Genomic DNA, 26,082 nt, shown 5'->3' with positions numbered 1-26,082 from the left:
AGTCCTCCTTTCTATACCGACGCCGCGGCGCCGGCCTGCCGCCGCTTCAGCAGCTCCGCAAGCTCGAGAACGGCTGCGCTCAGCCTTGCGGCAAGCTCGTCATCCAGCCGGAAGCCGCCGCTGGCTGTCCGCTCTTGTCGACGGCGTAAACGCCGCCCAGCTGGTAATGGGCGCCGAGCGCCGAAAGGACCGGCTTCAGCGCGTAATCGACCGCCAGCAAATGGGCGATCGAGCCGCCGATGAACAGCGGCAGAATGATTTTGCCCGCGAGGCCTTTCTGCGGGAGCAGATCGAGGTACGTTTTAAGCACGCCCGAATAGGCGGCTTTATAGACCGGACTCGCGACGATGACGGCATCGGCCTGCCCGATAAGCGCATGGGCCGCGATCACCTCGGGGCTTTCCCAATTGGCGAAAATCAGATCGGCGGCGGGAAGATCCGCCACCTGTATGGCGTCGACGTGAACGCCCGATCCGCGAAACTCTCTCGCGGCGGCTTCCAGAAGTCCGTTCAAACGCGACGTCTTGGAAGGGCTGCCGGAAAAGATAACCGCTTTGCTCATTGCTGTTCCTCCTCGCATGGAATTCAGACGGGCGCCGGCAACGGCAAAAGGCCGGCGCACAAGAAGTGCGCCGGCCTCCAGTCATCCAGTCGGCCCGATTGATATCATCCCGGATTCGCGCTGTCAACAGGCTGCAAGAACGACCGTGAAATCTTGATCGTCCGCTTTCACCGGCGGCTCACCGCGTTAGTCCTGATCGGTAAGGATAAGCGGCTCGCCGTCCGTAATCGCGATCGTATGCTCGAATTGAGCCGCCCATTTGCCGTCGGCGGAACGGGCGGTCCAGCCGTCGTCGTCGATGACGATCCGGTTCTCGCCCATTGTCAAAATCGGCTCGATCGTGAGCACCATGCCTTTACGGAGCTTTTTGCCCGAGCCGGCCTTGCCCCGGTGCTCCACCTGCGGTTCCTCGTGCATGCTTCGGCCGATGCCGTGCCCGACGAAATAATCGATAATGGCGTAGCCCTCGCGCTTCGCCGTCTGCTGCACCGCAGAGCCGATATCGCCCAGCCGACCGCCGGCGACCGCCTTTCGGATGCCGTCGTAGAGCGCCTGCTTCGCCGCTTTGAGCAGCTTTTCCGCCTCCGGCGAAGGCTTGCCGACGGCATAGCTCCATGCCGAATCGGCCATCCAGCCGTCCACCTCGGCGACCATGTCGATGGTGACGATATCGCCGGACCGCAGCGTCTTCCCGCTCGGAAATCCGTGGCAGACGACGTCGCCGACCGACGCGCAGGTCGCGTACGGGTACCCGCGGTACCCTTTCTGCGCCGGCTTCGCCCCGTTCCGCAGCAGAAACGCCTCCGCGAACCGGTCGATCTCCGCCGTCGTCGCGCCCGGCTTCATCCGCTTCGCGATTTCCCGGTGGCAGGCCGCCACGATGCGGCCGGCTTTGCGAATCGCTCCGATTTCCTCTTCCGTTTTCAAAATAATCACGATACCCTGCCCTCCCTGCAAAAAAAAGCCCTGTCCGGAAAAAACGGACAAGGCTTCGATCGTTCTATTTAACCGACGGACGAGCGCAGCTTCCCAAGTTCATGTTCAACCAAAGTCGTCAGCTCGTCCTCGTAACCGCCCGTGATGCGGTACTTGCGGATATAATCCTTCACGAACTTTCGGGGGTCCTTCGGTTGAAAAATTCTCGTGAGCTCCTGCAGGCTCTCTTTGACTTCATTATGGCTTCGTTTAGCCATGAAATCCCCTCCTTCACATCGGTTGGCGGTCGTATCCTCCCAGCTGCACGAGCTCCGGCTCATATCCAGCGCGGCGGATACCCATCTAAATCGAATATTCCGGCAGATACAGGTGAAATCATGGACAAAAGGTTAGCGAAAATTTTTATTTGTCAGTTAATTATAACATTTCTGAACAGGACATGAAAGCGAACAAAACCTTCAATTTCCTGTAAATCATTTCAATCCCTCGTCTGCCGGTTCGTCCCCGGCCTTATCTTCGCCGGATGCAGGGACGGAAGGCGCGGAAGGCTTGCTTCGGTCCGGCTGCTCGGCTGTCCACATGCTGCCGTTCCTATACATTCTTATATATGCCGCTACGCCTGCGATCGCGACGATGATGCCGAATGCGATGACACTGATCGTAAGCCACGGTTTTACCATTAATGCGCCCCCTTTGCACCCGAATGAATTTTACCATTTATAGGATAAGTATAGGGGAAAAAGTGAGCGCTTTCAATCGAAAGGGCCGTTCGCTACAAAATTGTAATATGTGACGGTTATGTTACCCGCCGAAACGAACCGCTCCCCCATGCCAGCAGTTCCCCGCCGCTGTCCAGGACGCGTCCCTCCAGCGTAAGCGTCCGCCGGGAACGGTGGACAAGCCCAGCCTCGCAGAGCAGCAGTCCGCCCCTTGAACTTTGCAGAAAATGAACGTTCATTTGCGCCGTGACCGCATTCTCGTCGGGACAAAGGCTCATGACGGCGAGGCCCATCGCGTTGTCGAGCAGGGACGCCAGCACGCCGCCGTGCACGATGCCCATCAGGTTCAGATGATGCGGCTGCGTCCGGAGGCGTATGACCGCCTTCCCGTCGGCAGCCGTTTCGGCTTCGCAGCCGAGATAGCCCCAAAACGTCGGCTTCGCCGCTTCCTCCAGGCGTCGTAGACGCTCTTTCCACGCTTCGCCGCTTTCCGGCCGGTCGCCCGTCATGTTCCTTCCTCCTTCCGATTCATCATTCGTACTGGCGGCTGCGACGCCGCACCGTGAAAGATGCGCTGCCCGGGGCAGCGGACGCCCCACGGCATCGCAGCTTGGCTGCGATGCGAGCACGCCGGGGCTTCGCTAGCCGGCTGTGGTGCGCGCAATACCGGGGCTTCGCCGCCTGGCTGCGGTGCGCGCACCGCCGGGGCAGCGCCGGTCTGGCCGCGGTGTGAGCCGGAACTTCGCCGCCTGGCCGGGCTGCGAGTACAGCCGGGGCTTCGCCGCCTGGCTGCGGTGCGAGTACCGCCTCGGCTTCGCCGCTTGGCTGCCGGCCGTCAGCCGTCTTCCCGGTCCGCGCCGTCGTCGCCTGCCGCCGTCTCCTCCTTCAGCCGGCGGCGAAGCACCTTGCCGATCATTGACAGCGGCAGCTCACTTCTGAACTCGTACAGATGCGGCACCTTGAAAGCGGCAAGCCGGTCCCGGCACCACCGGTCGAGCTGCACGCGCGAGACGGAGAAGCCCTGGCGGAGCACAATGTACGCTTTTACCGTCTCCCCGCGGTACGGGTCCTTGACGCCGATCACGGCGGCGATCTGCACGGCCGGATGCTGCATCAGCACCTCTTCCACCTCGCGCGGGTAAACATTGAAGCCGCCTGCGATAATGACGTCCTTGATCCGGTCGACGATGGCGAAAAAGCCATCCTCGTCCATCACCGCCAAATCGCCGGTATGCAGCCAGCCGTCCCTTAGCGCCGCCTCCGTCTCCTCCGGCCGGTTCCAGTAGCCGGCCATGACCTGCGGGCCTTTGACGACCAGCTCGCCGATTTTCCCGGGCGGCAGCCGCTCCCCGCTCTCGGGGTCGGCGATTCCGGCGTCCGTGCCCGGCAGGGGCACGCCGATCGTGCCGTTTTTGCGCGACGCCCAAATCGGGTTCGCATGCGTTACCGGGGAAGCCTCCGTAAGTCCGTAGCCTTCGACGAGCCGGCCGCCCGTCAGCGCTTCGAACCGCTCCTGCACCTCGAGCAGAAGCGGCGCCGAGCCGCTGACGCACACTTCGATCGACGACAGGTCGATTTTGCCGTCAAGCTCCTGGTTCATCAGCGCGATATACATGGTGGGCGCGCCGGGAAAAACCGTCGGCCGGTGCCGGCGAATCGCATCCAGCACGGCAGGCGCTTCGAACCGCGGCAGCAGGATGAGCATGCCGGCGCGCATGACCGACAGATTCATAAGCGCCGTCAGGCCGTATACGTGAAACAGCGGAAGCGCCGCAAGAAAACGCTCTGAGCCGTCCTTCAGCCGGTAGCACCAAGCGGCGATTTGCGCGGCGTTCGCGACGAGATTGCGGTGCGTCAGCATGACGCCCTTCGGCAGGCCGGTCGTGCCGCCGGTATACTGCAGCAGAGCGAGATCGTCCGCGAGAGGCTTCGCTTCTTCCCTCGCCGGCGGCGCTCCGGCCAGGAAGCTCCGCAGCCGCTTGACGCCGTGTTTGCCGTACGGAATGCGCGGGAGAGGACCGGACTTTCGCCGGGTCAGCGGATAAAGCAGGTTTTTCGGAAAAGGCAGCGCGTCCTTCAGCGAAGCGACGATGACGGTGCCGAGCTGCGGCAGCGGTCCTTCATCGGGGCGGTCGCCGCGCGCTTTCGCCAAGCGGGGGTAGAGCAGATCGAGCGTTACGGCGACGCGCGCCCCGCTGTCCGCCAGCAGATGAATCAGCTCCCGCTCAACGTAGAGCGGGTTCATCATCACGGCGACGGCTCCGGCGAGCAGCACGCCGAAATACGCCGCCACCGCCTGCGGGCAGTTCGGCAGCATGACGGCGACGCGGTCGCCTTTCGCGATGCCGAGCCCTTGCAGTCCGCCGGCCATCCGGCGCGCCTCGTCAAGCAGCTCGCGGTACGTCGTCTCTTTGCCGTAGAAGCAGAGCGCCTGCCGGTCCGGATATTTCGCCGCAGCCTGCAGCAGCAGATCCGCGACGCCATGGTCGGGAACACCGATGTCCGGCGGAACCTCCGGCGGATATCGGCGCAGCCACGGTCTCGCAAGCTCCGGTTCCATCTCCATGCCCGTCACCTCCTAAAGGTCTACAGCGTGTACTGCCCGCTGCGGACGACCCGCGCGGCGATGCTGCGCTTCAGCGCAACCGTATCGGTGAGCGGCGCACGCATCAGCTTTTTCAGGATGGACAGCTGCGTCTGCAGGGCGTCTCCCTGCTCCAGCGCCGCCAGCGCCGTTTTCGCGCAGCGCTCGATCCGCTCCATCGCTTCCTGCACGAATACGGCCGTCATCGCGGCGGCCGTCTCCGTTTTGGCGGATGGCGCGCCGGCGTCCGGCTCCTTGAGCAGCATTTTGCGGGCTCTCAGGCTGGCGCTTTCCATAGCGAAGATTTGGATCATCATGTCCGCGAGCAGGCAGAGCAGCTCCTGCTGCTGCTCCAGCGCCAGGCCGTGCTTCTGCACGGCGAGTCCGCCTACGGCGAGAAACGTCCGCTTCGCCTGCCCGATCCGGAACGTCTCTTTGCGGAGCGGTTCGTCGAACGGGGGCAGCGGCATCGGCTGCAGCAGCTCGCTTTGCAGCGCCCGGGCTTTGCGAAGCAGCGGGAGGTCTCCCTTGAGCGCCTTTTTCATCAGTGTGCCGGGAATGAGCATCCGGTTAATTTCGTTCGTGCCTTCAAAAATGCGGTTGATGCGCGAATCGCGGTATATCCGCTCCACCTTGTACTCGCGGATATAGCCGTAGCCGCCGTGAATCTGCACGCCTTCGTCGGCGACGAAATCGAGCGCTTCGGTCGCGAACACCTTGTTGATCGAGCATTCGAGCGCGTATTCGCCGATTGCCTGCGCCGCCCGGACGCCCGCCCCGCCGGTTCCGCCTTGCGCCGCGTTGTCCGCTTCGATCCGGCCGAGCATCTCGTCGATCCAGCCGGCCGTGCGGTACACCATGCTCTCCATGACATAAGCGGCGGTATTCATGTCCGCCAGCTTGGCGCCGATGAGCGGAAACTGGGCGATCGGACGGCCGAACTGCTTGCGGGCATTCGCGTATTTGGCCGCGAGCGAGATCGTTTCCTTGGCGGCGCCGACGCAGCCCGCGGCCAGCTTGAAGCGGCCGATGTTCAAAATGTTGAAGGCGATCAGGTGCCCTTTGCCGATCTCGCCGAGCACATTTTCTTTCGGGACGGGCATATCCTCGAAAAACAGCGGGCAGGTCGACGAGCCCTTGATGCCCATCTTGTGCTCCTCCGGTCCGTTGCTGAAGCCGGGAAACCCGCGCTCGACGATAAAAGCCGTAAACTTGTCGCCGTCCACCTTCGCATACACGATAAAGACGTCGGCGAAGCCCGCGTTCGTAATATACAGCTTGGAGCCGTTCAGCACGTAATGCGTGCCGTCCGGCGATAGCCTGGCGGTCGTGCGCGCGCCGAGCGCGTCCGAGCCCGAGGCCGGCTCGGTCAGGCAGTAGGCGGCGATGCGCTTGCCCGATGCCAGGTCCGGCAAATAGCGCGCCTTCTGCTCCGGCGTGCCGAAAAACACGATCGGCAGCGTGCCGATCCCGACATGCGCGCCGACGGACAGCGCGAACGATGACGCCTCGGCCAACGTCTCCGCCAGCAGCGTCGAGCTGACCTTGTCGAGGCCAAGCCCGCCGTAAGCCTCCGGCACGTCGGCGCCGAGCAAGCCGAGCTCGCCGGCCTTTCGCAGCAGCTCGACCGTCAGCTTGTAGTCCAGCGCCTCGATCTCCGCGTCGCGCGGGATAATTTCACCCGCCACGAACGCTTTCGCGGCGTCTCCGATCATGCGCTGTTCTTCCGTAAAATCCTCCGGCGTGACGATCGCGTCCGGAGCCATATCTTCCACGACAAAACGTCCGCCCCATCGTTTTGCATCCGCCACTTTGCTCTTCCCCTCCTTGTTCTAAGTTCCGCTCGGCGGACTCGCGCGCCGCCGGGCCGCACGGAATCGCAGGCCTTGCGGGCGGCGCGATTTTAAGGGCTAACCTCGAATACGCCCGCCGCGCCCATGCCGCCGCCGACGCACATCGAAACGATGCCGAAGCCGCCGCCGCGGCGGTTCAGCTCGTGCAGCAGCGAAACCGTCAGCTTCGTTCCGGTGCAGCCCAGCGGATGGCCGAGCGCGATCGCACCGCCGTTGACGTTGACGGACGCCGGATCGAGCTGCAGCCGCTCGATAATCGGGACGCATTGCGCCGCGTAGGCCTCGTTCAGCTCGAACAGCGCGATGTCGCTCTGCCCGATTCCCGCCCGGGCAAGCGCCTTCGGGATCGCTTCGACCGGTCCGATCCCCATCACCTCGGGCGCAACGCCCGCCACGCTGAATGCACGGAACGTGCCGAGCGGCTTTGCGCCGAGAGCTTCCGCCCGCTCCCGGCTCATGACGACGACGGCGGCAGCCCCGTCGCTCATCTGCGAGGCGTTGCCGGCCGTCACCGTCCCTTCGCGGGCGAAGGCCGGCTTCAGCGTCTCCAGCACCTCCGGCGTCGTATCCGGCCTGACGCCTTCGTCCGTATCGAAAACGAAGCTGCGCGACCACGGCCGTCCGTTGTCGCCGACGCCCTCGCGCACGGCGTTCAGCGGCACGATCTCGTCCTTGAAGCGGCCGGCTGCGATGGCGGCGGCCGCCTTCCGGTGGCTGGCAGCGGCGAAAGCGTCCTGCGCCTCGCGGATCACGCCGTATTGGCGGGCCACCTCTTCGGCGGTGTGGCCCATGCCCATATAAATTTCCGGCATCGCGTCCAGGATGCCGGGGTGAGGCGAAAGCTTGAAGCCGGTCATCGGGACGTGGCTCATGCTTTCGACGCCGCCGGCGAGGACGACGTCCGCCTCGCCGAGCCGAATGCGCTCCGCCGCATAGGCAATGGCTTGCAGGCCGGAAGCGCAGAAACGATTGATCGTCACGGCCGGCGTCGTGACGGGAAAGCCCGCATACAGCGACATGATGCGGGCGAAATTGAGTCCCTGCTCCCCTTCGGGCATCGCGCAGCCGATGATGACGTCCTCGACGTCGCCGGGCGCCAGGCCCGGCACGCGCTCGACGGCCGCGCGCAGCACGGCGCGCCCGAGATCCTCGGCGCGCGTATCGGCCAGACTGCCCCGCTTCGCTTTGCCGACGGCCGTGCGCACCGCCGAAACGATGACCGCATCGCGGGCATGATTGGTTAAAGCCATACACGTCTCCCCTCGCTTCATTGGAATGGCTGCGCGGCGGCCAAGCATCGCGCTTAAGGCAGGTTGCGGAACGCCCCGCCGGCGGCGGGGGTCGCGGCCCGAACCGGCAGCCGCGCCGCGGCATACACGAGCGTGCCCCTGTCGGCCGTGAACGACCGGCCGCTCCGTGCGGCGTGTCTTATCGCCGGGCGCGGGCCGCTCCCGCCGTTCGCGCCCGGCCCGGCGCAAACGCCGCGTGCATGACGCCGCCGGCGCGCAGCGGCACGCTAATTGCGCAGCGGCTTGCCCGCGGTCAGCATGTGACGCATGCGAGCCTGCGTTAACGGCTCGCCGCACAGGCTGAGGAACGCTTCGCGTTCCAGATCGAGCAAGTACTGCTCGCTCACCTCCGCTCCGGGCGGCGCATCGCCGCCGGCGAGCACGTGCGCCAGCTTGCGCCCGATCAGCGCGTCATGCCCGCTGATATGCCCGCCCAGGCGCATCGCCTCCACCGCAAGCTGCAGTACGGCGCGCCCTTCGCGTCCCGCGACGCGGATGCGCTCCTCGGCAGGCGGCGGCGTATAGCCTGCGCGGTCCAGCTCCAGCACGAGCCGCTTCGCCTCCGCGATGCGCGTCTCGCCGCGGATGACGGCGCGGTCCTGCGGCCGGGCAAGGCCGATGCGCGGCACGTCAAAGCCGCTCGTCGACGTCTTCGCCATCGCGATCGTTTCGAACAACGCGGTCAGGTGCGGCTGAATGTCGCCGCCGGCTCCGGTCCGAGACGCCGCAAGCCGTGCCGCCTCCTTGCAGCCGCCCCCGCCCGGGATCAGGCCGACGCCCGTCTCGACCAGCCCGAAATACGTTTCCGCCGCGAACACGATGGCATCGGCCGGCAGGCATGCCTCCACACCGCCGCCGAGCGTCATCCGGTGCGGCGCCGCGACGACGGGACGGCCCAGCTGCTTCAGCTGCAGCATGCTGCCTTGGAACTGCCGGATCATGTCGTCGATTTCGTCGAAATCGCCGTTTTCCGCTTCCAGCAGCATAAGCATCAGATTCGCCCCGACGCAGAAGTGCCGCCCCTCGTTCGCCACGACGAGCCCCCGCCAGTTACGCTCCACCTCCGCCGAGCTCTGCCGGATGGCTTCTAAAATATCGCCGCCGATCGCGTTGTTCGGCGAATGAAACGCCAGGCACGCCACGTCGCCGCCGATGTCGATCAGGCTCGCGCCGGCGCTGCCGAGCACTTTTTTGCCCGCTGCCGCGAGCGCCGAGAGGGAGATCTCCTCCGGATCCTCCTCCGCTTCGCGGTACGAGCCTACGCTCACATATAAACGGCGCGCGCCTTCCCTTTTGTAAAAGCTGCCGTTGCCCGCCGCGAGCCAGTCCTCCACCCACTGCGGCACCTCGTCGCCTTCCGCCTTCATGCGCTGCACGGAGCGCTCCAGCCCGATCGCATCCCACAGCTCGAACGGGCCGAGCTCCCAATTAAAGCCCCACACTAGCGCCCGGTCGATGTCCCGCACCGTATCGGCAATGACGCCGACCAGCCTTGCGGAATACAGCAGCACGTCCTTTAGCGTCGCCCAGGCGAAACGCGCATACCGGTCGTCCGGTTCGGTGTAGAGGAGCGCCTTCACTTTGCCTGCAGCCCCTTTGGCCGCTTTGCCAGCCTCGATGACGGGCGAAGCGACTTTGGCGCGCGGCGCGTATTCCATCGTTTCGAGATTCAGCGTCTCGATCTCGCTGCTTCCGTCCGGCCGCTTGATTTTCCGGTAGTAGCCCCGGCCGCTTTTCTCGCCCAGCCAGCCGCGCGCCACGAGCGATTCCACCTCCGCCGGCCGGGCGAACGCGCGGCGCTCCGCCTCGTCCGCGCTGCGCTCGCGCACATTGTCCACGACATGCAGCAGCGTATCGAGCCCGACCAGGTCGAGCATCCGGAACGTCGCCGTCTTCGGCCGCCCCATCGCCGGACCGGTGAGCGCGTCGACCTCGTCGACGGTCAGCCCGAACCTCCGCATCGCCCCGATCGTCGACATCATGCCGTAGGTGCCGATCCGGTTGGCGATGAAATTCGGCGTATCTTTGGCGATGACGATGCCTTTGCCGAGCTGGCGCTCGCAGACGAATGCCAGCCGGGCAAGCGCCGCGTCGGACGAAGCCGTCGACGGCACCAGCTCGACGAGATTCATGTGACGGGGCGGGTTGAAGAAATGCGCCGCGGCAAAATGCTCCCGGAACGCCTCCCCCCGCCCCTCGGCCATCGCCGCGACGGACAGTCCGGACGTATTCGTCGTAACGAGCGTCCCCGGACGCCAAACCGATTCAATGCGGGCGAGCACCTCGCGTTTGATATCGAGTCGCTCGACAACCGCCTCGACGATCCAGTCGACGCCGGCGAGCTTCCCGAGATCGTCCTCGAGATTGCCCGCCGTGATCCGCTCCGCGAATGAAGCGTCGTAAAAGGCGGGCGGCTGCTGCGTTTTCAGCCGGGCGAGCGCGCCGGCCGCCAGCCGGCTCCGTACGCGCGGGTCAGCGAGGGTCAGCCCCGCTTTCGCTTCCGCTTCCGTAAGCTGGGACGGCGGAATATCGAGCAGCAGCACGCGTATGCCGGCGTTGGCCAGATGAGCCGCGATCCCGGCTCCCATCACGCCGGAGCCGACGACCGCCGCACGGCGGACCGGCTGTTGTGGCGAATATGCTCCCAAGTCGTTCTCCCTCCAAAAAATCGTTGTTCCGGCTCGATGCGCCGGTCCGTTAAGCAGTCCGCCGCGTCTGGAGACGGGCACCGGACCGAAAAAACCTTCGAACGGCCGGCCGGTTCCTTTCCTATCGGTTCAAGCGCTGTCCGCGGCCGGCCTCCATGCCCCGGCAGTCGCCGCAGCAGCCGTGCCGGCTGCGGTATCATGCACGTTCGAGCTGCATTCGCCCGGCGCGGCTGCTCAAGCCCGAGGCGGTCCGGTGTGCGGCGCATAAAACTCAGCGCCGAACGCCGCAGAATCGGCGTCTTGCGTCGGCCCGGTCTGCGGCGATTACATGGTCGTGCCGCCGTCCGCCCCGCCAAACACGCTCTCCGCCAGCAGCTCGGCGACGTCCCTCGCGCGGACGCGGTCTTCGGCTTCTTTTTGCTTGACGCCGTCCTCCATCATCGTCAGGCAGTACGGGCAGGCCGAGCCGATGACCGACGGGCGGACGGCAAGCGCCTGCGACACGCGCGCCGTGCTGACGCGCATGCCGCTCTGCTCCTCCATCCACATCAGGCCGCCGCCCGCGCCGCAGCACATTCCGTTCTGCCGGGAACGCTCAAGCTCGAGCAGCCGAATGCCGGGAATCGCCCGCAGCAGCCGGCGCGGCGCGTCGTACACGCCGTTGTACCGGCCAAGGTAACACGAATCGTGGTAGGCGACGCGCTCCGCGACCCGGTGCGCCGGACGGAGCCGCCCCTCGGCGACGAGCCGGTCCAGCAGCGTCGTGTGATGCTCCACGGCGATCGACCGGTCGAGGCCGAAGTCCGGGTACTCGTTCTTCAGCGCATTGAACGTATGCGGGCAGATCGTCACGATGCGGCGCACGCCGTAACGCTCCAGCGTGTCGATATTTTCGCGGCACAGCGTCTGAAAAAGCAGCTCGTTGCCCATGCGCCGCGCCGTGTCGCCCGAGCTGCGCTCCTCGCGGCCGAGCACGGCGAACGGGACGCCGGCTTCCTGCAGCAGGCGGATGACCGCGAACAGCACCTTGCGGCTGCGCTGATCGTACGCGCCCATCGAGCCGGCCCAAAGCAGCAGCTCCGGCCGTTCGCCGCGCGTTGCGGCTTCCTGCATCGTGACGACCGGCGGCGCATCCGGATAAGCCGCCGCGTAAGCACCGATCCAGGCCACTCGTTCGGCGCGCGGCAATCCCCACGGATTGCCCTGCCGCTCGATATGCTGCAGCGCGCGCTGGCCTTCGGCAGGCAGTCTGCCTTCCATCAGCACGAGGTGGCGGCGCATCTCGACGATTTTGTCGACGTGTTCGTTGCCGACCGGGCACTGCTCCTCGCAGCTCCGGCAGGTCGTGCACGACCACAGCTCGCTTTCGGTCATGACGCCGCCGATCAGCGGCACATCCGCGGGGGCCGTATCCGCCTGCAGCCGCCAGTCCTTCCGCTGCGCCTTCATCGTCGGCAAAATGTCGGTCGGGTCGCCGTCCTCCTCCGTCTCCCGCCCGGCCCAAACCGGCAGCGCGCCCCCGGCGGCGTGTGCCGAAGCTCCGGCCGCCGCCGCGGAAGCGGAAGCGCCCCATGCGGGCACCCAGGGCGACTTGTGCGTCAGCGCCGCGCCTTTTTCCGTCAGGTGGTCCCGCAGCTTGACGATTAGGTGCATCGGCGACAGCAGCTTCCCCGTCCCCGACGCCGGGCAGACGTTCGTGCAGCGGCCGCATTCGACGCAGGCGTACAGGTCAAGCAGCTGCTTTCGCGTAAAATGCTCGATTGCGCCGGCGCCGAACGTTTCGGCGCTTTCGTCCTCCAGATCGACCGGCGCAAGCGCCCCGGGCGGCCTGCGGCGGCGGAGCCAGATGTTAACCGGAGCGGTAAACAGGTGAAAATGCTTCGACTGCGGCACATACACCAGAAAAGCGAGCAGCACCCCGTAATGCAGCCACCAGAACAGCTCATAGAGCGCCCGGGCGGCACCGGCCGTCACGCCGGCCTCCCGCAGCGCCTGGGCAATCGCCGACGACACAAAAGCATGCGGGGCGAACAAGGTCTCCGTGGACAGCGCGGCTTCCCGGAGCCGGTCGAAAGCCTGCGTGAGCAGAACGGTCGCCATCAGCCCCCCGATAAACCACAGCACGACCGCCGGCTTCCAGCCTCGTTTCAGCCTGCGCAGCCGCTCGCCGTAACGGCGAAAGGCGGCATACAAAACGGCCAGCAGCACGATCAGCACCGTCCACTCCTGCACCGTAACGAATGCGCCGTAAGCAGGGAGCGGCAGCGGCGAGCCGCTGAGCCCTTTCCAAATGATGTCGGCCGCGCCGAACTGCAGCACGATGAAGCCGTAAAACATCGCCAGGTGAAGGATGCCGCTGCGAATATCCTTCAGCAGCTTGCGGTGCCCGAATACGTAGCCGGCCCATTCCCCCGCCCGGCGAGCCTTCGCGTACCCGCCCTCCGGCCAAAGCCGGCCTCTCCGCCTGCCAGGCCCCGCAGCGGAAATGAATGCCCTGCCCGAGTCCGGCTGGCCGTCCGCGCCGTCGCCGTACGCGTCTTCGCCGAAAATCTCGTCCTCCGGGCCGTCGTTGCCGGGCCGGCGCGGCGCCGGCGGCGGCGAGCTGCGGCCGAGCCGGATATACCCGATGCGCCGGCCGACGGCAGCGCCGAACATCCACAATCCCGCCGCCGTCATGGCGGCAAAGACGAGCCACCGCGCCAGCTGCTCAATCTCCTGCATACCAAACTGCGCCACTCGGAGCCCTCCTTTTGCCGAAGCGGGACCGTTCACCGCCGGATGTCCTTTGCCGTCTTCTTGATCGCCCGGCCTGCCTTTCGACCGGCCGATGTCCGCCTCGGACAAGTTGTGAAGCGCTTTCAGAATTGTAAATTGTTTCAGTATATGTCGTTTCCGCACGCAACATGTCTCCTGCGCTTGCTGTCCCCGCTCATTCCAGGGGTCTAATCGCGGCGCGTAAAACATAGGGTAGCTACGAGAAGGAACGGCCGTTTTGAAGGGCATATCGCCATTGTATTCGGCGGTTTGCCGCCCATATGACAGCCGGCGAAACGCCGGAACGGAAAGAAACACGGAGGGAAAAATGCGATGAATCTGGTCGTTTTGCTGAAACAGACCTTCGATACGGAGGAAAAAATCGAGATCGAGAACGGAGCCGTCGCCGAGGACGGCGCGAAATTCATTATCAATCCGTACGACGAATATGCCCTCGAGGAGGCGCTCCGGCTGCGCGAGGCGCACGGCGGAACGGTCACGGTCCTCTCCTGCGGACCCGAGCGGGCTGCGGAGGCGCTGCGGACGGCGCTTGCCATGGGGGCGGACGAAGCGGTGCTGCTGGAGGAGGACGGGCTGCCGGACGACGGCGGCGCCGTGGCGGCGGCGATCGCGACGGCGGTGGTCCGGCTGCGGCCCGACCTGCTGCTGGCCGGGCTGTTCGCCGTCGATACCGGCGCCGGCAGCGTCGCGCTGCAGGCCGCGGAAGCGCTCGGCCTGCCGCATGCGGCGGCGGCGCTGAAGCTGGAAATCCGCGACGCTTCGGCTGCGGCTGCGGACGCGGACGGCGGCGGAAGCGGCGGTCTGGCCGCCGTCGTCCAGCGCGATACCGAGTGGGGCCTCGAGACGGTTGAAATTCCGCTGCCGGCGCTCGTCACGGCGCAGCAGGGCCTCAACGAGCCGCGCTATCCGTCGCTGCCCGGCATCATGAAGGCGAAGCGCAAGCCGCTGCAGCGGCTGTCCGCCGCGGAGCTCGGGCTGGCGGAGGCGGAGCTCGCTCCGCGCACCGGGCGCATCGCGCTGCAGGCGCCCCCCGCCCGCGCGGCGGGGCGCAGGCTGGCGGGAACGCCCGCCGAGCAGGCGGCGGAGCTTGCCCGGCTGCTGCAGAGCGAAGCGAAGCTGTTTTAGGCGAGGAGGCGATCATCCATGAGCGACGTTAAGCATGAAACGGTGCTCGTCTATGCCGAGTGCCAAGACGGCAGGCTGCGCCGCGTGGCGCTGGAAGCGCTCGGCGCCGCGCGGCTGCTTGCCGGCGAGGGCGGCAGCGTGCACGCCGTCCTCGCCGGAGGCGGCGCGGGCGCGTCGGCCGGCGAAGCGGCGGCCGAGCTCGCCGCGCGCGGGGCCGAGGTCGTCCACGTCATCGACGACCCGGCCCTGGCGCAGTTCGCGCCGGAGGCGTACGCCGCCGCCATCCGCGCGGCGGCGGAAGCGGCGTCGCCGAGCGCGATCGTGCTCGGCCACACCGCGGCGGGGCGCGAGCTCGCGCCCCGCGTGGCCGCTGCGCTCGGCGGCGGCCACATCGCGGACGTCACCGCCGTCAGCCTGACGGACGGCGGCGGCGCCGTGTTCACTCGCCCGCTCTACGCCGGCAAGGCGTTCGAGCAGCGGCGGTTTCTCCCGGGCGTGACGCAGGTGATCAGCGTGCGCCCGAACAATTTGCCCCCGGCCGAGCTCGCCGAAGACGGCCGCCGGGGAGATATCCGGGCGCTGGCGTTCGCGCCGCCGCCGCTGTGGACCGCCGTCCGGGACGTCGTACGCCGGACGTCCGGACGCATCGATCTCGCCGAAGCCGATATCATCGTCTCCGGCGGCCGGGGCGTCCGCAGCGCGGAAGGCTTCCCGCCGCTCGAGGCGCTCGCGCAGACGCTCGGCGGCGCCGTCGGCGCTTCGCGCGGCGCCTGCGACGCCGGCTACTGCGACTACGCGCTGCAAATCGGGCAGACCGGCAAAACGGTCACGCCCAAGCTGTACATCGCCTGCGGCATCAGCGGCGCGATCCAGCATTTGGCCGGGATGAGCCAATCGCGCGTCATCGTCGCGATCAACAAAGACCCCGACGCCCCCATCTTCGGCGTCGCCGATTACGGAATCGTCGGGGATCTGTTCGAAATCGTGCCGCTGCTCAACGATCAATTCAAGGATTTGCTTCAAGCAAACGGCTGACGCCGTCTTTTAAACGGCGGAACAAGTTTTTTCACTTAAATCGACCGCGAAAGTTCGTGCGAACGTAAGGCGGCAAGTTTTCTCTATCAATCAAGAACAAGCTTCTTCCCTTCGAGCGAAAGCGAAAAGGAAGCCGGACGCCCCGCGCCCGGCTTTTTTCAATGTGCGGCACCTTCAATCCAGGCCCTCTTCAAGCAAACGTTCAAGCTCGATCTCATCGCGGACAGAAATGCCGTATAATCCGGTTTCCGGAATCGACGGCTTCATTTTCCGGGCTTCGGCGACCGCACCGGGGTAGACGGCCGCAATCCGGTACCCCTGCAACCCGCTTTACTTCAAAAGATGAAACAACCCATTGCCTTAGGCTCCGTCACAATCGCTAGCGTTCGCTTATGCTCCGCTCAATCCGATTCCCAGCTCGGCATCGGGTTTTTCAGCCCGTTGTCGATCCAAAGAAATCGGCCGTTCAATCCCGCCGCTTCCGGCTTCGTCAAATCGAGAATCCGCTGCACGGACTTCTCGGGGGCGTCTCCCCCGGTTTCCTCCACCCATTTTACCCAGCCCGACATGCCGCCTTCCGCGGAAGACGCCTGCCGGATCGCTTCGAACATCTCCGTTTTCACTTCGCCCGGATGCAGCACATTCGCCGTGACGCCCGTGCCTTCCAGCTCGGCGGCCAGCTTCCGGGTAAAATGGTTCAAAGCCACTTTGCTGACGGCATACGCGCTGTTGTTCGGATTCGGCTTGCCCAGCGAAGCCGCCGACGTGATGTTGACGATTCTCCCCCAGCCCGTCTCTATCATGTCCCGCGCGAATGCCCGGCAAATGTAATACGGTCCGGCCGTGTTGGTCATCAGCACCTGAACCCAGAGCGCGGGGTCGGTCTCCGAGACCGGCTTGAGCTCCCCGTAAATTCCGGCCGCATTGACCAGTAAAGAAGGAACGCCCGGATGCTCCAAAACCTTCCGCCGCAGCGCCTCCACCTCTTCCTGCCGGCTCACGTCCGCGGCATAGGACACGGCCTTGCCGCCTGCCGACCGTATACGCTCCTCCGTCTGAAGCAGCGCCTGTCCGCGCCGTCCGACCAGAACCGCCGTCGCTCCTTCCGCTGCCAGCCCTTCGGCGATCGCACGGCCGAGCCCGCTTCCCGCTCCGGTCACCAGGGCGATTTTTCCGTTCAGCATGCTTGCCCCTCCTTGTATTCGGGTATTCCTTTCTCGCATTTCAAAGCTCCCTCGCATAGACATGGATCCAGGCGGGCCAATAGCCAAGCGACAAGGCGAGCCGCCTTGAGTGCAGATGGCTGACGGCGGCCGAATAATAAGGGACGATTCCTTCATTTAAAACCGCTTTCGTCAACGTGCCGACAAGGGCTTTCCCGATTCCGAGGCCCTGATACGCCGGCACGACGTCGACGCCGATCTGCCACATCGTTTCGCAATCCGCGGAAGCTCCGGCCACTCCCACAATATTTTCGTCGCACTCGGCGACCGCCGCCAAAATATCGGGGCGGGAACTTTCGGGATTAAACGAGAGCGCATTTTTGAAAATTCGGATACACATACAGGCTCGTCACCTGTTCCCGGCCGCAGGTCTTGATTCGGACATCCGGCGGAATTTGAAATTCTTTCAGATCGTCAGCAGCACAAACGTACTTTTGAACGGGACCGGCGAGGTATTGCCGGTCTTGGCTGACGTAATTTTCGATTCCGGCCATCGTTTGGGCGGAAAAGATTTGCTCGCGTGTCAGGCCGCCGAGCTGCCGGACAGCCCACTCCATCCGTTCCGCGCTGCAGGCCGCCACGACGCCTCTGCCCATCGTCACGATTTGCAGCGATTTCGCCCGGATGGGAAACCGGAACCGGCCCTCGCGTATTTCCGCACGGCGGACCGTGACCCCATTGCCGTCAAAATCGGCCTTGGAGCAGGCCAGATCGGCGGACAATACCGCCTCGGCGATTTTGATCGCCTCGGTTCTTCGCATGCCGGCTGCGCCCCCCTCTCTTTTCCATTCGAGGTTCTTTTCCATGTTCGGCAGGCCGCCCCGGAAATCCTTTAAAACGGTTACATCGTCCTTCTTTACCACCGCATTTACGGATTAAGCCGATCGAGCGCCGCTTGAATCGTGTGATCCGCCGCCGGTTTTTCCTTCGACGCTGCCTGGTAAATCACGAGCACGTTTCCTTTCTCGTACAGGATCGGATACGTGTTCGAGCGGGCGGTCCCCATCTGCTCCCGGTATGCTTCAGCCCCTCCCGTCCGCGCTTTCACCGATTTGAAAATATAGATGCAGACGAGTTCGGGATCGGCCCGGTTCGCAGTCTCCTCCGTTTCGACCCCGTACACATTTGGCTGCACATTGTTTATGGCCAAGGACGAGCTGCCGGCGCCCGAAGGCTGAAGCTGCAATCTTTGTCCTTCCAGCGCGGTGATGATGTCCCCCAGACGAAAATGGGCTTCCTTGAATTCCGTGCCTCTCATCGGAACCGCGCCTACATCGCGTTGATCGTCGAAAGCGGCGGCGGCGACCATTTCCCCTTGCGCGTTAAGCGCTTCGATTCCGTACGGCGGAGCGGCTGCGGACGGCGGAAGAACGTACCAGAGCTTTTGCCCGTCTCCGTATTCGATGATTTTGGCGCCGTACGAGCCGGCGGCCCTGCCGCCGATCGTGACGTTCACGTTCGCAACGGCCGGATTCGAAATTTGGCCGAATACGATCGGAAACGGCCCCTGGATGCCCGGAAAGGCCGGCATGCTCATGAAATTCAGCGCCTCGTCCGCTCCGGACATCGGCGATATTCCGTAACCTCCGCCCATTACCCACTTCCAGCCGAGCCATGTCCGGCGCACAAATTCCAGCTGCAGATCGGTTCCGTTCTTCGCGCCCCCCCGCTTGATGAACATCATGACCCCGCCGGCGGCAGACTCCTGATGCACCACCTGCATCGCTGGAGAACGGCGGAATTTCCGCACCGCGTCTTCCGGCGTTTTGCCGAGGGGAATGCTCACCGTTCCGGGGTATCCTGCCGCGCGCGAATACCGCCAGTCCGCGATTCCGCCCGGCATATCGTACGCGTAGACAACGGCGGCCATCAGGATGAGGCACGCCAGGACCGCAGCGGACCACCCGATCCACCGGCGTCCCGTTGTTCGGGCGCGGCCCGGGGCCTCCACCGCCCGCTGCCGAATAAAGGCGATGCGCTCCTCGGAAGGGCGCCTCTCTTCGGGGAAAGGATTGCTCCTCAGCCGCCCGATAACCCGGTCCTCCTCCGGGATGTTATCCGAGATCCGTCTCGCCATGAAGATCCTCCTCCTTCATCCGCTTTGCGAGATTGGCCCTGGCGCGGTATAACCGGGACTTCACCGTACCCTCGGTTATGCCGAGCACATCCGCCAGTTCCTTGTACGACAGGCCGTAATGCGCATGAAGCACGATGATTTCCCGGTGGCTGCGCGGCATGCGCAGAACGACCGACCAAATATCGTCCGTAAAGCGGGCTTGCAAATACTCCGTCTCCGCGGGCGGCGACGTCCGGGTATCCGAAAACAGCCCGGCCAGCGTGACCTTGCGAAAAAAAGCCGACCTGCGGTAATTGAACGCCGTATTGCGGGCGATGGTGAACAGCCAGCTCTTGACCGGACATTGCCCGCGAAACGAGTCGATGGCGCGAAAAGCCCGTATAAACGTATCCTGCGCGATATCCTCAGCCATCGTTTCGTGACGGGTCAGGAAAAACGCATACTGCCAGACATCATGCCAATAACGGCGGACTAGCGCATCGATTTCGGGCCCATCGAGGCGTGAAATGGTTTTCAGGTAATCGTCCTCCACACTGCCGCTCCCTTCCCTTCACCAAACAGACAACCGAAGACGGCGAAATGTTCCCCGGCCTTCAAAAAAAGACCGCTGAGACCGCCGGTGTCTTTCGGCTCTCCGTGCCGTATAAGCCAAAAACTCTCGGTGCGGCCAAGCCATTTTGACAGAACGGTGTCCACGGTCTAATTAAAATACCGGCATCATAAGTTAAGGTGTTGTTTGTCTGATTCGCCGACCTTACCGATGCGCTTACCGGCCAATTGATGAAAGCGGGTGATCGAGTGATCAAGGTTAGCCGGCTGACGCCGTATTTGTTTTTGGCGCCGTTCCTGCTGCTGTTTCTCATGTTCTTCCTGTATCCGTTAGGCTACTCCTTGTATCTGAGTTTATTTGTATCCCGGATGGGCGGCAACCTGTACGTGGGCCTGCACAACTTTGCTCAAGTGTTTCACGACCCGAATTTCTGGGGTTCGCTCAAAACGATTTTTTATTTCGGGATTGTGCAGGTCGATCTCGGCATGCTCGTGTCCATCGCGCTGGCCCTGCTGCTCGACAGCCCGTACGTTAAGGGGAAGGACTGGTTCCGCTTGATCTATTTTCTTCCCTACGCGGTTCCGGGAGTGATTGCGGCTTTAATGTGGGGATTCCTGTACTCGCCGGACCTCGATCCGGCGCTGCGCCTGCTGGGCGGAATGAACGGCGGGCATCCGGTTGATCTCCTGTCGGCCGACCATTTGCTGTACGCGATCGTGAATATGGTGATCTGGCAGTGGACCGGTTACACGATGACGATTTATTTGGCCGGCCTGACCTCGGTTCCGCCCGACATCTATGAAGCCGCGAAAATCGACGGATGCTCCGAGTGGAAGCTGGCCTGGCGGATGAAGCTTCCGCTCCTGCGCCCGACGATCGTGCTCAATTCGGTGCTGGCGATCATCGGCACGCTGCAGCTGTTCAACGAGCCGTTCGTGCTGACGAGCTTGACGACCGTCCCCTACAACTTTACGCCGAATATGGACATTTACAATACAGCCTTTTCGTATAACAACTTCAATTACTCGGCCGCCATGTCCATCGTTCTCGCGCTTTTGACGATCGGGGCGTCGCTGCTGTTCATGTTTTTGGCGACGGGAAACCAGCGGGGCATGCCCCGGGAAGGCAAAGCGGGGAAACGGGCGGCCAAAAAGGCGGTGGCGAAATGAGCCGAATGGAAGCGGTTCCAGTCAGGTTCGAGCCGAATCGAAGGAGGAAACGGGCGGATGCGGCGAAAACGGCGGTCGTCATGGTGGCGATGATTGCGGCGGCGGTTTATTTCCTGTTCCCGCTGTATTGGCTGTTCCTGTCGTCGACGAAATCGACCGCCGATTTGTTCAATACGCCGATTTTGCTGCTTTCACCCCATCCTTCACTGGCGGCCAATTTTCACTGGCTGAACATTCAGCAGAGCGGCATCTATTGGCGGTGGTTTCTCAATTCGATCGTGTATTCCGGCGTTACGGGCGTCCTGGGCACGCTGATCAGCGCGCTCGCCGGCTACGCGCTGGCCAAATACACGTTCCGCCTGCAGGGCGCGATTCTGCGGATCGTCATCGGCGGTCTCGCGATTCCGAGCGCCGCCCTGACCATCCCCGTGTTTCTGCTCGTGAAGCATCTGGGACTGATCAACACCTATGCCGGCGTCATTTTGCCGATGCTGGTCAGCCCGTTCGGCGTCTATTTCATGAGCGTATACATTCGCGACGCGATGCCGTCCGAGCTGATCGACTCGGGACGCGTAGACGGGGCCGGGGATTTGCAGATTTTCGCGCGCATCGCGCTCGCCATCATGCTTCCGGGCGTCGTGACGCTGTTCCTGATCACGTTCATCGGGACGTGGAACAATTTTTTCATGCCGCTCGTGCTGCTGAGCAGCCAGCAGCTGTTCCCCGTTACGCTCGGGCTGGACCTCTGGGTCGCCACCCTGGGCAACCAGACGCAGGAGATTCCGGTGTACCCGCTCATTATGGTCGGTTCGGTCATTTCCGTCCTGCCGATGCTGGTGCTGTTTCCGTTTCTTCGTAAATATATCATTTCCGGCATTACGCTGGGCGGGATCAAATCCTAACCGGATACGCAGGATTGTCCCGCTTCGGCAGCCCTTGTAAAGCGGCGTTCATGATGATCGATTAGGAGGTTGTATCCATGGTAAAGGCAAAATGCTGGTTAGGCCTGGCCGGCTCCGCGCTTCTGTCGCTCGGCCTGCTCGCCGGCTGCGGCGGAAATTCCACATCAAGCGGCAATTCCGGCTCCGGCGGCGGCGGTACCGCGCAGACGGCGGCCGCGTCCGTCGTCGCTCCGGATTCGACGGGAGCTTATCCGATATTCAACGCGTACGACAAGGACGTCGATTTGACGTGGTGGACGTGGATTTCGACCGCGCCGGACATCGCCAAGGCGTTCGAGAAATCGTACCCCCATATTCATATCCATGTGGTCAATGTCGGGAACGGAACGACGGAATACAGCAAGCTGGTCACCGCCCTCAAGGCGGGAACGGGCGCACCGGATATTGCGTTCCTGGAGTACCAGGTGCTTCCGCAATTTATTAACACGGGCGGCCTGGTCGACATTTCGCCATATATCGGGAACTTGAAGCCGTACTATTTGCCGTGGACGTGGAATCAGGTATCCGCGGGCTCGAAGGTTTACGCCGTACCGCAGGATATCGGGCCGATGGTGCTCTGGTACGACAAGCATGCGCTCGACAGCGCCGGAATCGCGATTCCGAAAACGTGGGACGAATACGCCGCCGCCGCCAAGCAATATCATCAGAAGACCGGCAAATATTTCACCTATTTCCCATTGAATGAAGGCGGCTGGATCATGGGGCTGCTCTGGCAGGCCGGCGTCGAGCCGTTTTCAGGCGGAGGGAACAGCTGGAAAATCGATCTGAACACGCCGAAAGCGAAACAGGTGCTGGAGTATTGGGGCGGCCTCATTCAATCGGGAGCGGTCAAGGCGGACCAATCCTTCAGCCCCGAATGGGGCAATGAAATCGGGAAAGGCGAATACGCCACGATCGTGGACGGGGCATGGGTCGCCGACAATTTCCTGCTGCCTTACGTGCCCAAGGGGTCGAGCGAGGCGTGGCGGGTGGCCGTTCCGCCGCAGTGGAATGCGAGCGGCGCGGCGACAAACGGAAACAACGGCGGCTCCTCGAATGCGGTGACGACGCAGAGCAAGCATCCGGATGCCGCCGCCTTGTTCGCCGGCTGGTACACCTCGTCCGAAGCGGGCCTTACGCTCGAGCTGAATCCGACGGTGCCGGGCCACGGACCGGGAGCCATGGCCGCCAAAAACGTCGAGCAGTCCTACAATATTAAGGACGACTTCCTCGGCGGGCAGGCGCCGGCTCCCGTCTACAAGCAGGCCGCAAGCAGCGTCGATACTTCGTACCAGTGGAGCCCCTGGACGACGTACGTCTACAACCAGATGACCGTCGAGTTCACCAAAGCCGCCGGAGGCCAGGAAAGCTGGGATCAGGCGCTCGACAACGTGCAAAAGAACGTCGTCGCCTTCGCGAAATCCGAAGGGTACGATATCTCGCAATAAGCCGGCGGGCCGTATAGCGCTCCCTGCAGACAGTGCCCGCTTGTTGCATAAAACGAGGGCAGTCCCCCGAAACCGAACGCGGTTTTCGGAGACTGCCCCGTTTGGGCGTACCGCGCGCAGCTCCGGGCAAGCGATACATGCGGGCGGCCGGTCGGCCGCTTTTCGAACGGTTATAGCGATGCCAGGTATTCGTCCAGCTGATCGAAGGTGCCGGCGAAGCCCTGCTGCATGGATTCGAACATCGATTGGAACATGCGCTGCTCCTCGGCGGTCGCGTTAATCGGGCCGCCGCGCAGCGTGATGACCGTTGCGCCGTCTTGCTCGGCGAATGTCGCCGTATTCAGAACCTCCAGCGGCCATGCGTCGCTGAACGGCGCCCGTACCGTTTTGCCCTCCGGATCGGAAAAGGAGTTGACGTAGACCAGCTTCTCCGGCGCGGCGATCTCGCGGTACACGAATTTGGCCCACATCTCCTGCCCATCCGCAGACTTCATGCTGAAATGAAAGATGCCTCCCGGACGCAAATCGAATTGGGCCACCTCGAGCGAAAAGCCTTTCGGCCCCCACCACCGTTTCAGATGCTCCTCCTCGGTCCAAAGCTTGAAGACAAGCTCGCGCGGCGCCTTGACGGTCCGGGTGATGACCAGCTCGGCCGGGGTGCTGGATGCTGCCTGATTTTCCGGCATCGAAACCCTCCTTATCGGATATGGAAGTTCATGTCCCGATCATACCTTGAACGGAATATTCTCGTCAAGGAATAATTAGAATGTCCGCTGCGCTCGTTGAACCTCCCATTCGTAAAATGCCGCCGGGTACACGTCCAGGACGAGCCGCTCTCCTACTTTAACGAAGCCGTTCCGCTCATATAAGGTGCACAATTTCGGACGGTCGGATGCACAGTCCAGCCGCAGAAAGTGTCTGCCCTGCAATGCGGCCCGCATTTTCGCCCAGCTCAGCATTTCGTGCGAAAAGCCCTTCCCGGCGAAACAGCCCGATTTCATCGGGGCCAATGCTTTGGATTTGAAGCCGGAACGCTTGATGCTGACCGCCGGTCATTCACGATCGCCTCCCGCTTGCCATGCGAAGCATTCGAACGTGCGCGTCCAGCGCTGAACGCCGCCCGGCTGTACGGCGACGGCCACAAATATCTCCGGCGACACGACGTGCGGCTCTCCCCAAAGCGCCAAGCGGACCGGCCTTTCGCTCCCGCGTTCCCGGATGCCGGCACGCACGGCCGTATGGCGCAGCTCCCAATAGAACGGAGCCTCGCCCGCAAACGGCAGGAAACGCGCGTAAAATCGCGGCTTGCCCGGCTTCCAGCCGATCCGGCCGCCTTCGATGGCCAGGCTCGCCTGCTGTTCGGGATTCGCGCCCGGCTCAGGCCGGACGGTTTCCGGATAAAGCAGCTCGTACTCCGGGCCGATCGGCATCCCGTCAATCGCGAGAAAATTGTGGACGTACTCGTTCGTGGCAATCGGCCTGCCGCCCGTATTGTGCAGAGCATACGAAATCGTCAGCGCCGCGCCGTGCACCCGGATTTCCTTCTCCAGCCGGAAGGCATACCCGTTTATCGGCAGCGGGTCCTGTACGAACCGGACGAAATCGCCGCCATGTTCGGTCCGGACAGGGAAGGGCTCCGTTTCGTAAGGCCGGAAAAAATTATAGGCTTCCTCCCCTGTCCGGGTGAGCAGCCCGATACCCGGCTTCGGAAACTTGCCGCCGATTTCCGCCTCCTCGTAGCCGAGCGGCGCGTCGATGCCGAACTCGTTGCACAGCCCGAGCCCGCCCGAGCCTTTACCCGGGACCTGACTCTCGACTCCGCCGAACGTGTGCCCGCCCTGCAGCAGCGTCACCTGACGGATAAACCCCGTCCAATCGAACCGCGAACCCCTATACGTGCCGGGCTCCAATATTTCCGCCTTCAAATCGCCGCTGCGCAGCACAATCGTCATGACAGTTCCTCCATCTCATTTAAACTAATGATGAAAAAGCCGGATGCCCGAGCAAGCCATCACCATGCCGTATTCGTCGGCCGCCTCCGCGACTTCGTCATCGCGGGCCGAGCTTCCGGTTTGTACGACGTACCGTACGCCGCTGCGAGCGGCCCGGTCGAGGTTGTCGCGAAAAGGCAGAAACGCGTCGGAAGCGTAAGCGACATCGGTTAACCCCGTTAACCATTGCGCCTTCTCTTCCTTCGTCAGCCGCTCCGGCACTTCGTCGAAATAAAGCCTCCAACGCTTCTCCTCAGCCGGCGCGGCGTCTTCGTTCAGCCACCCGTCGAGCGCATTGTTCATGTCCGCCCGGGACAAGCCGCTGCGGAAAGGCAGCCGAAGAGCGGCGGGATGCTGCCGCAGCATCCAATGGTCCGCTTTTTCCGCCGCCAGCCGCGTGCAGTGAATCCGGGACTGCTGCCCCGCGCCGATGCCGATCGTTTGCCCGCCGCAGGCCAAGCAGACGGAGTTGGACTGCGTATACTTCAAGGCGATCAAGGCGACCAGCAGATCCCGCTTCGCTTCCGGGGGGATGAGCCGCCGTTTCGTGACGACGTTGGCGAGCACGTCCTCCGTCAGTTCCGCGTCGTTGCGCTCCTGCTCCAGCGTCATGCCGAATACGGTCCGGGTTTCGACCGGGGCCGGGACAAAATCCGGATCGATTTCGAGAATGAGATAGGCACCGTTCTTTTTCCGTTTCAGCAGCTCGAGCGCATCACGGTCGTAGCCCGGCGCGACAATGAGATCGGATACTTCCTTCTGCAGCAGGCGGGCGGAAGACGCATCGACCCGGCAGCTGAACGCCGCGCAGTCTCCGAACGACGACATCCGGTCCGCTCCTCTCGCTCTTGCATAGGCGACCGCAAGCGGAGACAGCTCCATGCCGTCCGCGAAATACGACCGGGCCAGCGATTCCCCGAGCGGCGTATGGACAGCCGCCCCCGCCGGACTGACATGCTTGAACGAAGCCGCCGCCGGCAGGCCGGTGCTTCGCTTCAGCTCCCGGACCAGCTGGAACGCATTGAACGCATCCAGCAGATTGATGTAGCTCGCTTCGCCGTTTAGGACGCGCACGGGCAGCCGCCCGCCCGCATATGCGCTCGCCCTGCGCTGATGAGGATTCATCCCGTACCGCAATTCGATTCGTTCCATCCCAT

24 protein-coding genes and 1 pseudogene are annotated in these 26,082 nt (G+C 63.6%); 5 read left to right on the top strand and 20 right to left on the bottom strand.

The window, feature by feature from the left end; translation table 11 throughout:
- Positions 1 to 11 precede the first annotated feature (11 nt).
- The 10 genes and pseudogenes from ssuE to PD282_RS02875 form a co-directional block, all read right to left on the bottom strand.
- Positions 12 to 562: pseudogene (ssuE, locus tag PD282_RS02920) on the bottom strand (NADPH-dependent FMN reductase).
- A gap of 186 nt (positions 563 to 748) precedes the next feature.
- Positions 749 to 1,498: a type I methionyl aminopeptidase gene (map, locus tag PD282_RS02915; protein ID WP_274648894.1), complete on the bottom strand. Its 750-nt coding sequence runs from the start codon at positions 1,496 to 1,498 to the stop codon at positions 749 to 751.
- A gap of 68 nt (positions 1,499 to 1,566) precedes the next feature.
- On the bottom strand, positions 1,567 to 1,755 hold the full coding sequence (locus tag PD282_RS02910) for a hypothetical protein (protein ID WP_274648893.1): 189 nt from the start codon (positions 1,753 to 1,755) through the stop codon (positions 1,567 to 1,569).
- Between the two features lie 216 nt (positions 1,756 to 1,971).
- Positions 1,972 to 2,178: a hypothetical protein gene (locus PD282_RS02905; RefSeq protein WP_274648892.1), complete on the bottom strand. Its 207-nt coding sequence runs from the start codon at positions 2,176 to 2,178 to the stop codon at positions 1,972 to 1,974.
- Between the two features lie 116 nt (positions 2,179 to 2,294).
- Positions 2,295 to 2,726, bottom strand: a complete 432-nt coding sequence (locus PD282_RS02900; RefSeq protein ID WP_274648891.1) for a PaaI family thioesterase — start codon at positions 2,724 to 2,726, stop codon at positions 2,295 to 2,297.
- A gap of 326 nt (positions 2,727 to 3,052) precedes the next feature.
- Entirely contained in the window at positions 3,053 to 4,777 is a 1,725-nt protein-coding gene (locus PD282_RS02895; protein WP_274654986.1) for a long-chain-fatty-acid--CoA ligase, read from the bottom strand.
- 26 nt (positions 4,778 to 4,803) lie between these two features.
- On the bottom strand, positions 4,804 to 6,567 hold the full coding sequence (locus tag PD282_RS02890) for an acyl-CoA dehydrogenase family protein (RefSeq protein ID WP_274654984.1): 1,764 nt from the start codon (positions 6,565 to 6,567) through the stop codon (positions 4,804 to 4,806).
- Between the two features lie 137 nt (positions 6,568 to 6,704).
- Positions 6,705 to 7,904 (bottom strand): acetyl-CoA C-acyltransferase, encoded by a 1,200-nt coding sequence (locus PD282_RS02885; RefSeq protein WP_274648890.1) that lies wholly within the window; start codon positions 7,902 to 7,904, stop codon positions 6,705 to 6,707.
- Positions 7,905 to 8,170: 266 nt separating this feature from the next.
- On the bottom strand, positions 8,171 to 10,591 hold the full coding sequence (locus PD282_RS02880; protein ID WP_274648889.1) for a 3-hydroxyacyl-CoA dehydrogenase/enoyl-CoA hydratase family protein: 2,421 nt from the start codon (positions 10,589 to 10,591) through the stop codon (positions 8,171 to 8,173).
- 324 nt (positions 10,592 to 10,915) lie between these two features.
- On the bottom strand, positions 10,916 to 13,312 hold the full coding sequence (locus PD282_RS02875; RefSeq protein ID WP_274654983.1) for a (Fe-S)-binding protein: 2,397 nt from the start codon (positions 13,310 to 13,312) through the stop codon (positions 10,916 to 10,918).
- Between the two features lie 366 nt (positions 13,313 to 13,678).
- Here PD282_RS02875 and PD282_RS02870 point away from each other — a divergent pair, with 366 nt between their 5' ends.
- Both PD282_RS02870 and PD282_RS02865 read left to right on the top strand, forming a co-directional pair.
- The gene (locus tag PD282_RS02870; RefSeq protein ID WP_274648888.1) at positions 13,679 to 14,491 is read left to right on the top strand and encodes an electron transfer flavoprotein subunit beta/FixA family protein; all 813 of its coding nucleotides are present in this window, start codon (positions 13,679 to 13,681) and stop codon (positions 14,489 to 14,491) included.
- Between the two features lie 18 nt (positions 14,492 to 14,509).
- Positions 14,510 to 15,526, top strand: coding sequence for an electron transfer flavoprotein subunit alpha/FixB family protein (locus PD282_RS02865; RefSeq protein WP_274648887.1), 1,017 nt, complete (start codon positions 14,510 to 14,512; stop codon positions 15,524 to 15,526).
- A 174-nt stretch (positions 15,527 to 15,700) separates the two neighbouring features.
- On the opposite strand, the gene PD282_RS02860 is transcribed toward PD282_RS02865, so the two are convergent.
- From PD282_RS02860 to PD282_RS02835, 6 genes are all read right to left on the bottom strand, one after another.
- Positions 15,701 to 15,850 carry a hypothetical protein gene (locus tag PD282_RS02860; protein WP_274648886.1) on the bottom strand — a complete coding sequence of 50 codons (150 nt, stop codon included), beginning with the start codon at positions 15,848 to 15,850 and terminating at the stop codon, positions 15,701 to 15,703.
- A 77-nt stretch (positions 15,851 to 15,927) separates the two neighbouring features.
- Positions 15,928 to 16,710, bottom strand: a complete 783-nt coding sequence (locus tag PD282_RS02855) for an SDR family NAD(P)-dependent oxidoreductase (RefSeq protein ID WP_274648885.1) — start codon at positions 16,708 to 16,710, stop codon at positions 15,928 to 15,930.
- Positions 16,711 to 16,750: 40 nt separating this feature from the next.
- The gene (locus PD282_RS02850; protein WP_274648884.1) at positions 16,751 to 17,089 is read right to left on the bottom strand and encodes a GNAT family N-acetyltransferase; all 339 of its coding nucleotides are present in this window, start codon (positions 17,087 to 17,089) and stop codon (positions 16,751 to 16,753) included.
- Positions 17,052 to 17,555 carry a hypothetical protein gene (locus PD282_RS02845; protein ID WP_274648883.1) on the bottom strand — a complete coding sequence of 168 codons (504 nt, stop codon included), beginning with the start codon at positions 17,553 to 17,555 and terminating at the stop codon, positions 17,052 to 17,054. The genes PD282_RS02850 and PD282_RS02845 overlap by 38 nt, the downstream gene beginning before the upstream one ends.
- Positions 17,556 to 17,617: 62 nt before the next feature.
- Entirely contained in the window at positions 17,618 to 18,826 is a 1,209-nt protein-coding gene (locus PD282_RS02840) for a hypothetical protein (protein ID WP_274648882.1), read from the bottom strand.
- Positions 18,804 to 19,358: an RNA polymerase sigma factor gene (locus PD282_RS02835; protein ID WP_274648881.1), complete on the bottom strand. Its 555-nt coding sequence runs from the start codon at positions 19,356 to 19,358 to the stop codon at positions 18,804 to 18,806. The genes PD282_RS02840 and PD282_RS02835 overlap by 23 nt, the downstream gene beginning before the upstream one ends.
- Before the next feature lie 266 nt (positions 19,359 to 19,624).
- On the opposite strand from PD282_RS02835, the gene PD282_RS02830 reads away from it, so the two are divergent.
- The 3 genes from PD282_RS02830 to PD282_RS02820 all read left to right on the top strand — a co-directional run bounded on the left by PD282_RS02830 (position 19,625) and on the right by PD282_RS02820 (position 22,934).
- Positions 19,625 to 20,545, top strand: a complete 921-nt coding sequence (locus PD282_RS02830) for a carbohydrate ABC transporter permease (protein WP_274648880.1) — start codon at positions 19,625 to 19,627, stop codon at positions 20,543 to 20,545.
- Positions 20,542 to 21,447 (top strand): carbohydrate ABC transporter permease, encoded by a 906-nt coding sequence (locus PD282_RS02825; RefSeq protein WP_274648879.1) that lies wholly within the window; start codon positions 20,542 to 20,544, stop codon positions 21,445 to 21,447. The genes PD282_RS02830 and PD282_RS02825 overlap by 4 nt, the downstream gene beginning before the upstream one ends.
- Before the next feature lie 77 nt (positions 21,448 to 21,524).
- Positions 21,525 to 22,934, top strand: coding sequence for an ABC transporter substrate-binding protein (locus PD282_RS02820; RefSeq protein ID WP_274648878.1), 1,410 nt, complete (start codon positions 21,525 to 21,527; stop codon positions 22,932 to 22,934).
- Positions 22,935 to 23,104: 170 nt separating this feature from the next.
- Here PD282_RS02820 and PD282_RS02815 read toward each other — a convergent pair whose 3' ends face one another.
- The 4 genes from PD282_RS02815 to PD282_RS02800 form a co-directional block, all read right to left on the bottom strand.
- On the bottom strand, positions 23,105 to 23,620 hold the full coding sequence (locus tag PD282_RS02815) for an SRPBCC domain-containing protein (RefSeq protein ID WP_274648877.1): 516 nt from the start codon (positions 23,618 to 23,620) through the stop codon (positions 23,105 to 23,107).
- A 175-nt stretch (positions 23,621 to 23,795) separates the two neighbouring features.
- Positions 23,796 to 23,990 carry a hypothetical protein gene (locus PD282_RS02810; protein ID WP_274648876.1) on the bottom strand — a complete coding sequence of 65 codons (195 nt, stop codon included), beginning with the start codon at positions 23,988 to 23,990 and terminating at the stop codon, positions 23,796 to 23,798.
- Positions 23,987 to 24,886 carry a hypothetical protein gene (locus PD282_RS02805; protein WP_274648875.1) on the bottom strand — a complete coding sequence of 300 codons (900 nt, stop codon included), beginning with the start codon at positions 24,884 to 24,886 and terminating at the stop codon, positions 23,987 to 23,989. The genes PD282_RS02810 and PD282_RS02805 overlap by 4 nt, the downstream gene beginning before the upstream one ends.
- 24 nt (positions 24,887 to 24,910) lie before the next feature.
- Positions 24,911 to 26,077: a phosphoribosylaminoimidazolecarboxamide formyltransferase gene (locus PD282_RS02800; protein WP_274648874.1), complete on the bottom strand. Its 1,167-nt coding sequence runs from the start codon at positions 26,075 to 26,077 to the stop codon at positions 24,911 to 24,913.
- Positions 26,078 to 26,082: the final 5 nt, after the last annotated feature.

It is taken from the genome of Paenibacillus humicola, assembly GCF_028826105.1.
GTDB classification, from domain to species: Bacteria; Bacillota; Bacilli; order Paenibacillales; family Paenibacillaceae; genus Paenibacillus_Z; species Paenibacillus_Z humicola.
Note: the sequence above shows the minus strand (reverse complement) of the source record. Positions and strands in the feature narration are given on the sequence as shown.

Bases quoted from the DNA above. Each gene is read 5' to 3' on its own strand.
- PD282_RS02910 (WP_274648893.1), bottom strand. From the start codon at position 1,755: ATGGCTAAACGAAGCCATAATGAAGTCAAAGAGAGCCTGCAGGAGCTC.
- PD282_RS02905 (WP_274648892.1), bottom strand. From the start codon at position 2,178: ATGGTAAAACCGTGGCTTACGATCAGTGTCATCGCATTCGGCATCATC.
- PD282_RS02900 (WP_274648891.1), bottom strand. From the start codon at position 2,726: ATGACGGGCGACCGGCCGGAAAGCGGCGAAGCGTGGAAAGAGCGTCTA.
- PD282_RS02895 (WP_274654986.1), bottom strand. From the start codon at position 4,777: ATGGAACCGGAGCTTGCGAGACCGTGGCTGCGCCGATATCCGCCGGAG.
- PD282_RS02890 (WP_274654984.1), bottom strand. From the start codon at position 6,567: ATGGCTCCGGACGCGATCGTCACGCCGGAGGATTTTACGGAAGAACAG.
- PD282_RS02885 (WP_274648890.1), bottom strand. From the start codon at position 7,904: ATGGCTTTAACCAATCATGCCCGCGATGCGGTCATCGTTTCGGCGGTG.
- PD282_RS02875 (WP_274654983.1), bottom strand. From the start codon at position 13,312: ATGCAGGAGATTGAGCAGCTGGCGCGGTGGCTCGTCTTTGCCGCCATG.
- PD282_RS02870 (WP_274648888.1), top strand. From the start codon at position 13,679: ATGAATCTGGTCGTTTTGCTGAAACAGACCTTCGATACGGAGGAAAAA.
- PD282_RS02865 (WP_274648887.1), top strand. From the start codon at position 14,510: ATGAGCGACGTTAAGCATGAAACGGTGCTCGTCTATGCCGAGTGCCAA.
- PD282_RS02855 (WP_274648885.1), bottom strand. From the start codon at position 16,710: ATGCTGAACGGAAAAATCGCCCTGGTGACCGGAGCGGGAAGCGGGCTC.
- PD282_RS02850 (WP_274648884.1), bottom strand. From the start codon at position 17,089: ATGTGTATCCGAATTTTCAAAAATGCGCTCTCGTTTAATCCCGAAAGT.
- PD282_RS02845 (WP_274648883.1), bottom strand. From the start codon at position 17,555: ATGGAAAAGAACCTCGAATGGAAAAGAGAGGGGGGCGCAGCCGGCATG.
- PD282_RS02840 (WP_274648882.1), bottom strand. From the start codon at position 18,826: ATGGCGAGACGGATCTCGGATAACATCCCGGAGGAGGACCGGGTTATC.
- PD282_RS02825 (WP_274648879.1), top strand. From the start codon at position 20,542: ATGAGCCGAATGGAAGCGGTTCCAGTCAGGTTCGAGCCGAATCGAAGG.
- PD282_RS02820 (WP_274648878.1), top strand. From the start codon at position 21,525: ATGGTAAAGGCAAAATGCTGGTTAGGCCTGGCCGGCTCCGCGCTTCTG.
- PD282_RS02815 (WP_274648877.1), bottom strand. From the start codon at position 23,620: ATGCCGGAAAATCAGGCAGCATCCAGCACCCCGGCCGAGCTGGTCATC.
- PD282_RS02810 (WP_274648876.1), bottom strand. From the start codon at position 23,990: ATGACCGGCGGTCAGCATCAAGCGTTCCGGCTTCAAATCCAAAGCATT.
- PD282_RS02805 (WP_274648875.1), bottom strand. From the start codon at position 24,886: ATGACGATTGTGCTGCGCAGCGGCGATTTGAAGGCGGAAATATTGGAG.
- PD282_RS02800 (WP_274648874.1), bottom strand. From the start codon at position 26,077: ATGGAACGAATCGAATTGCGGTACGGGATGAATCCTCATCAGCGCAGG.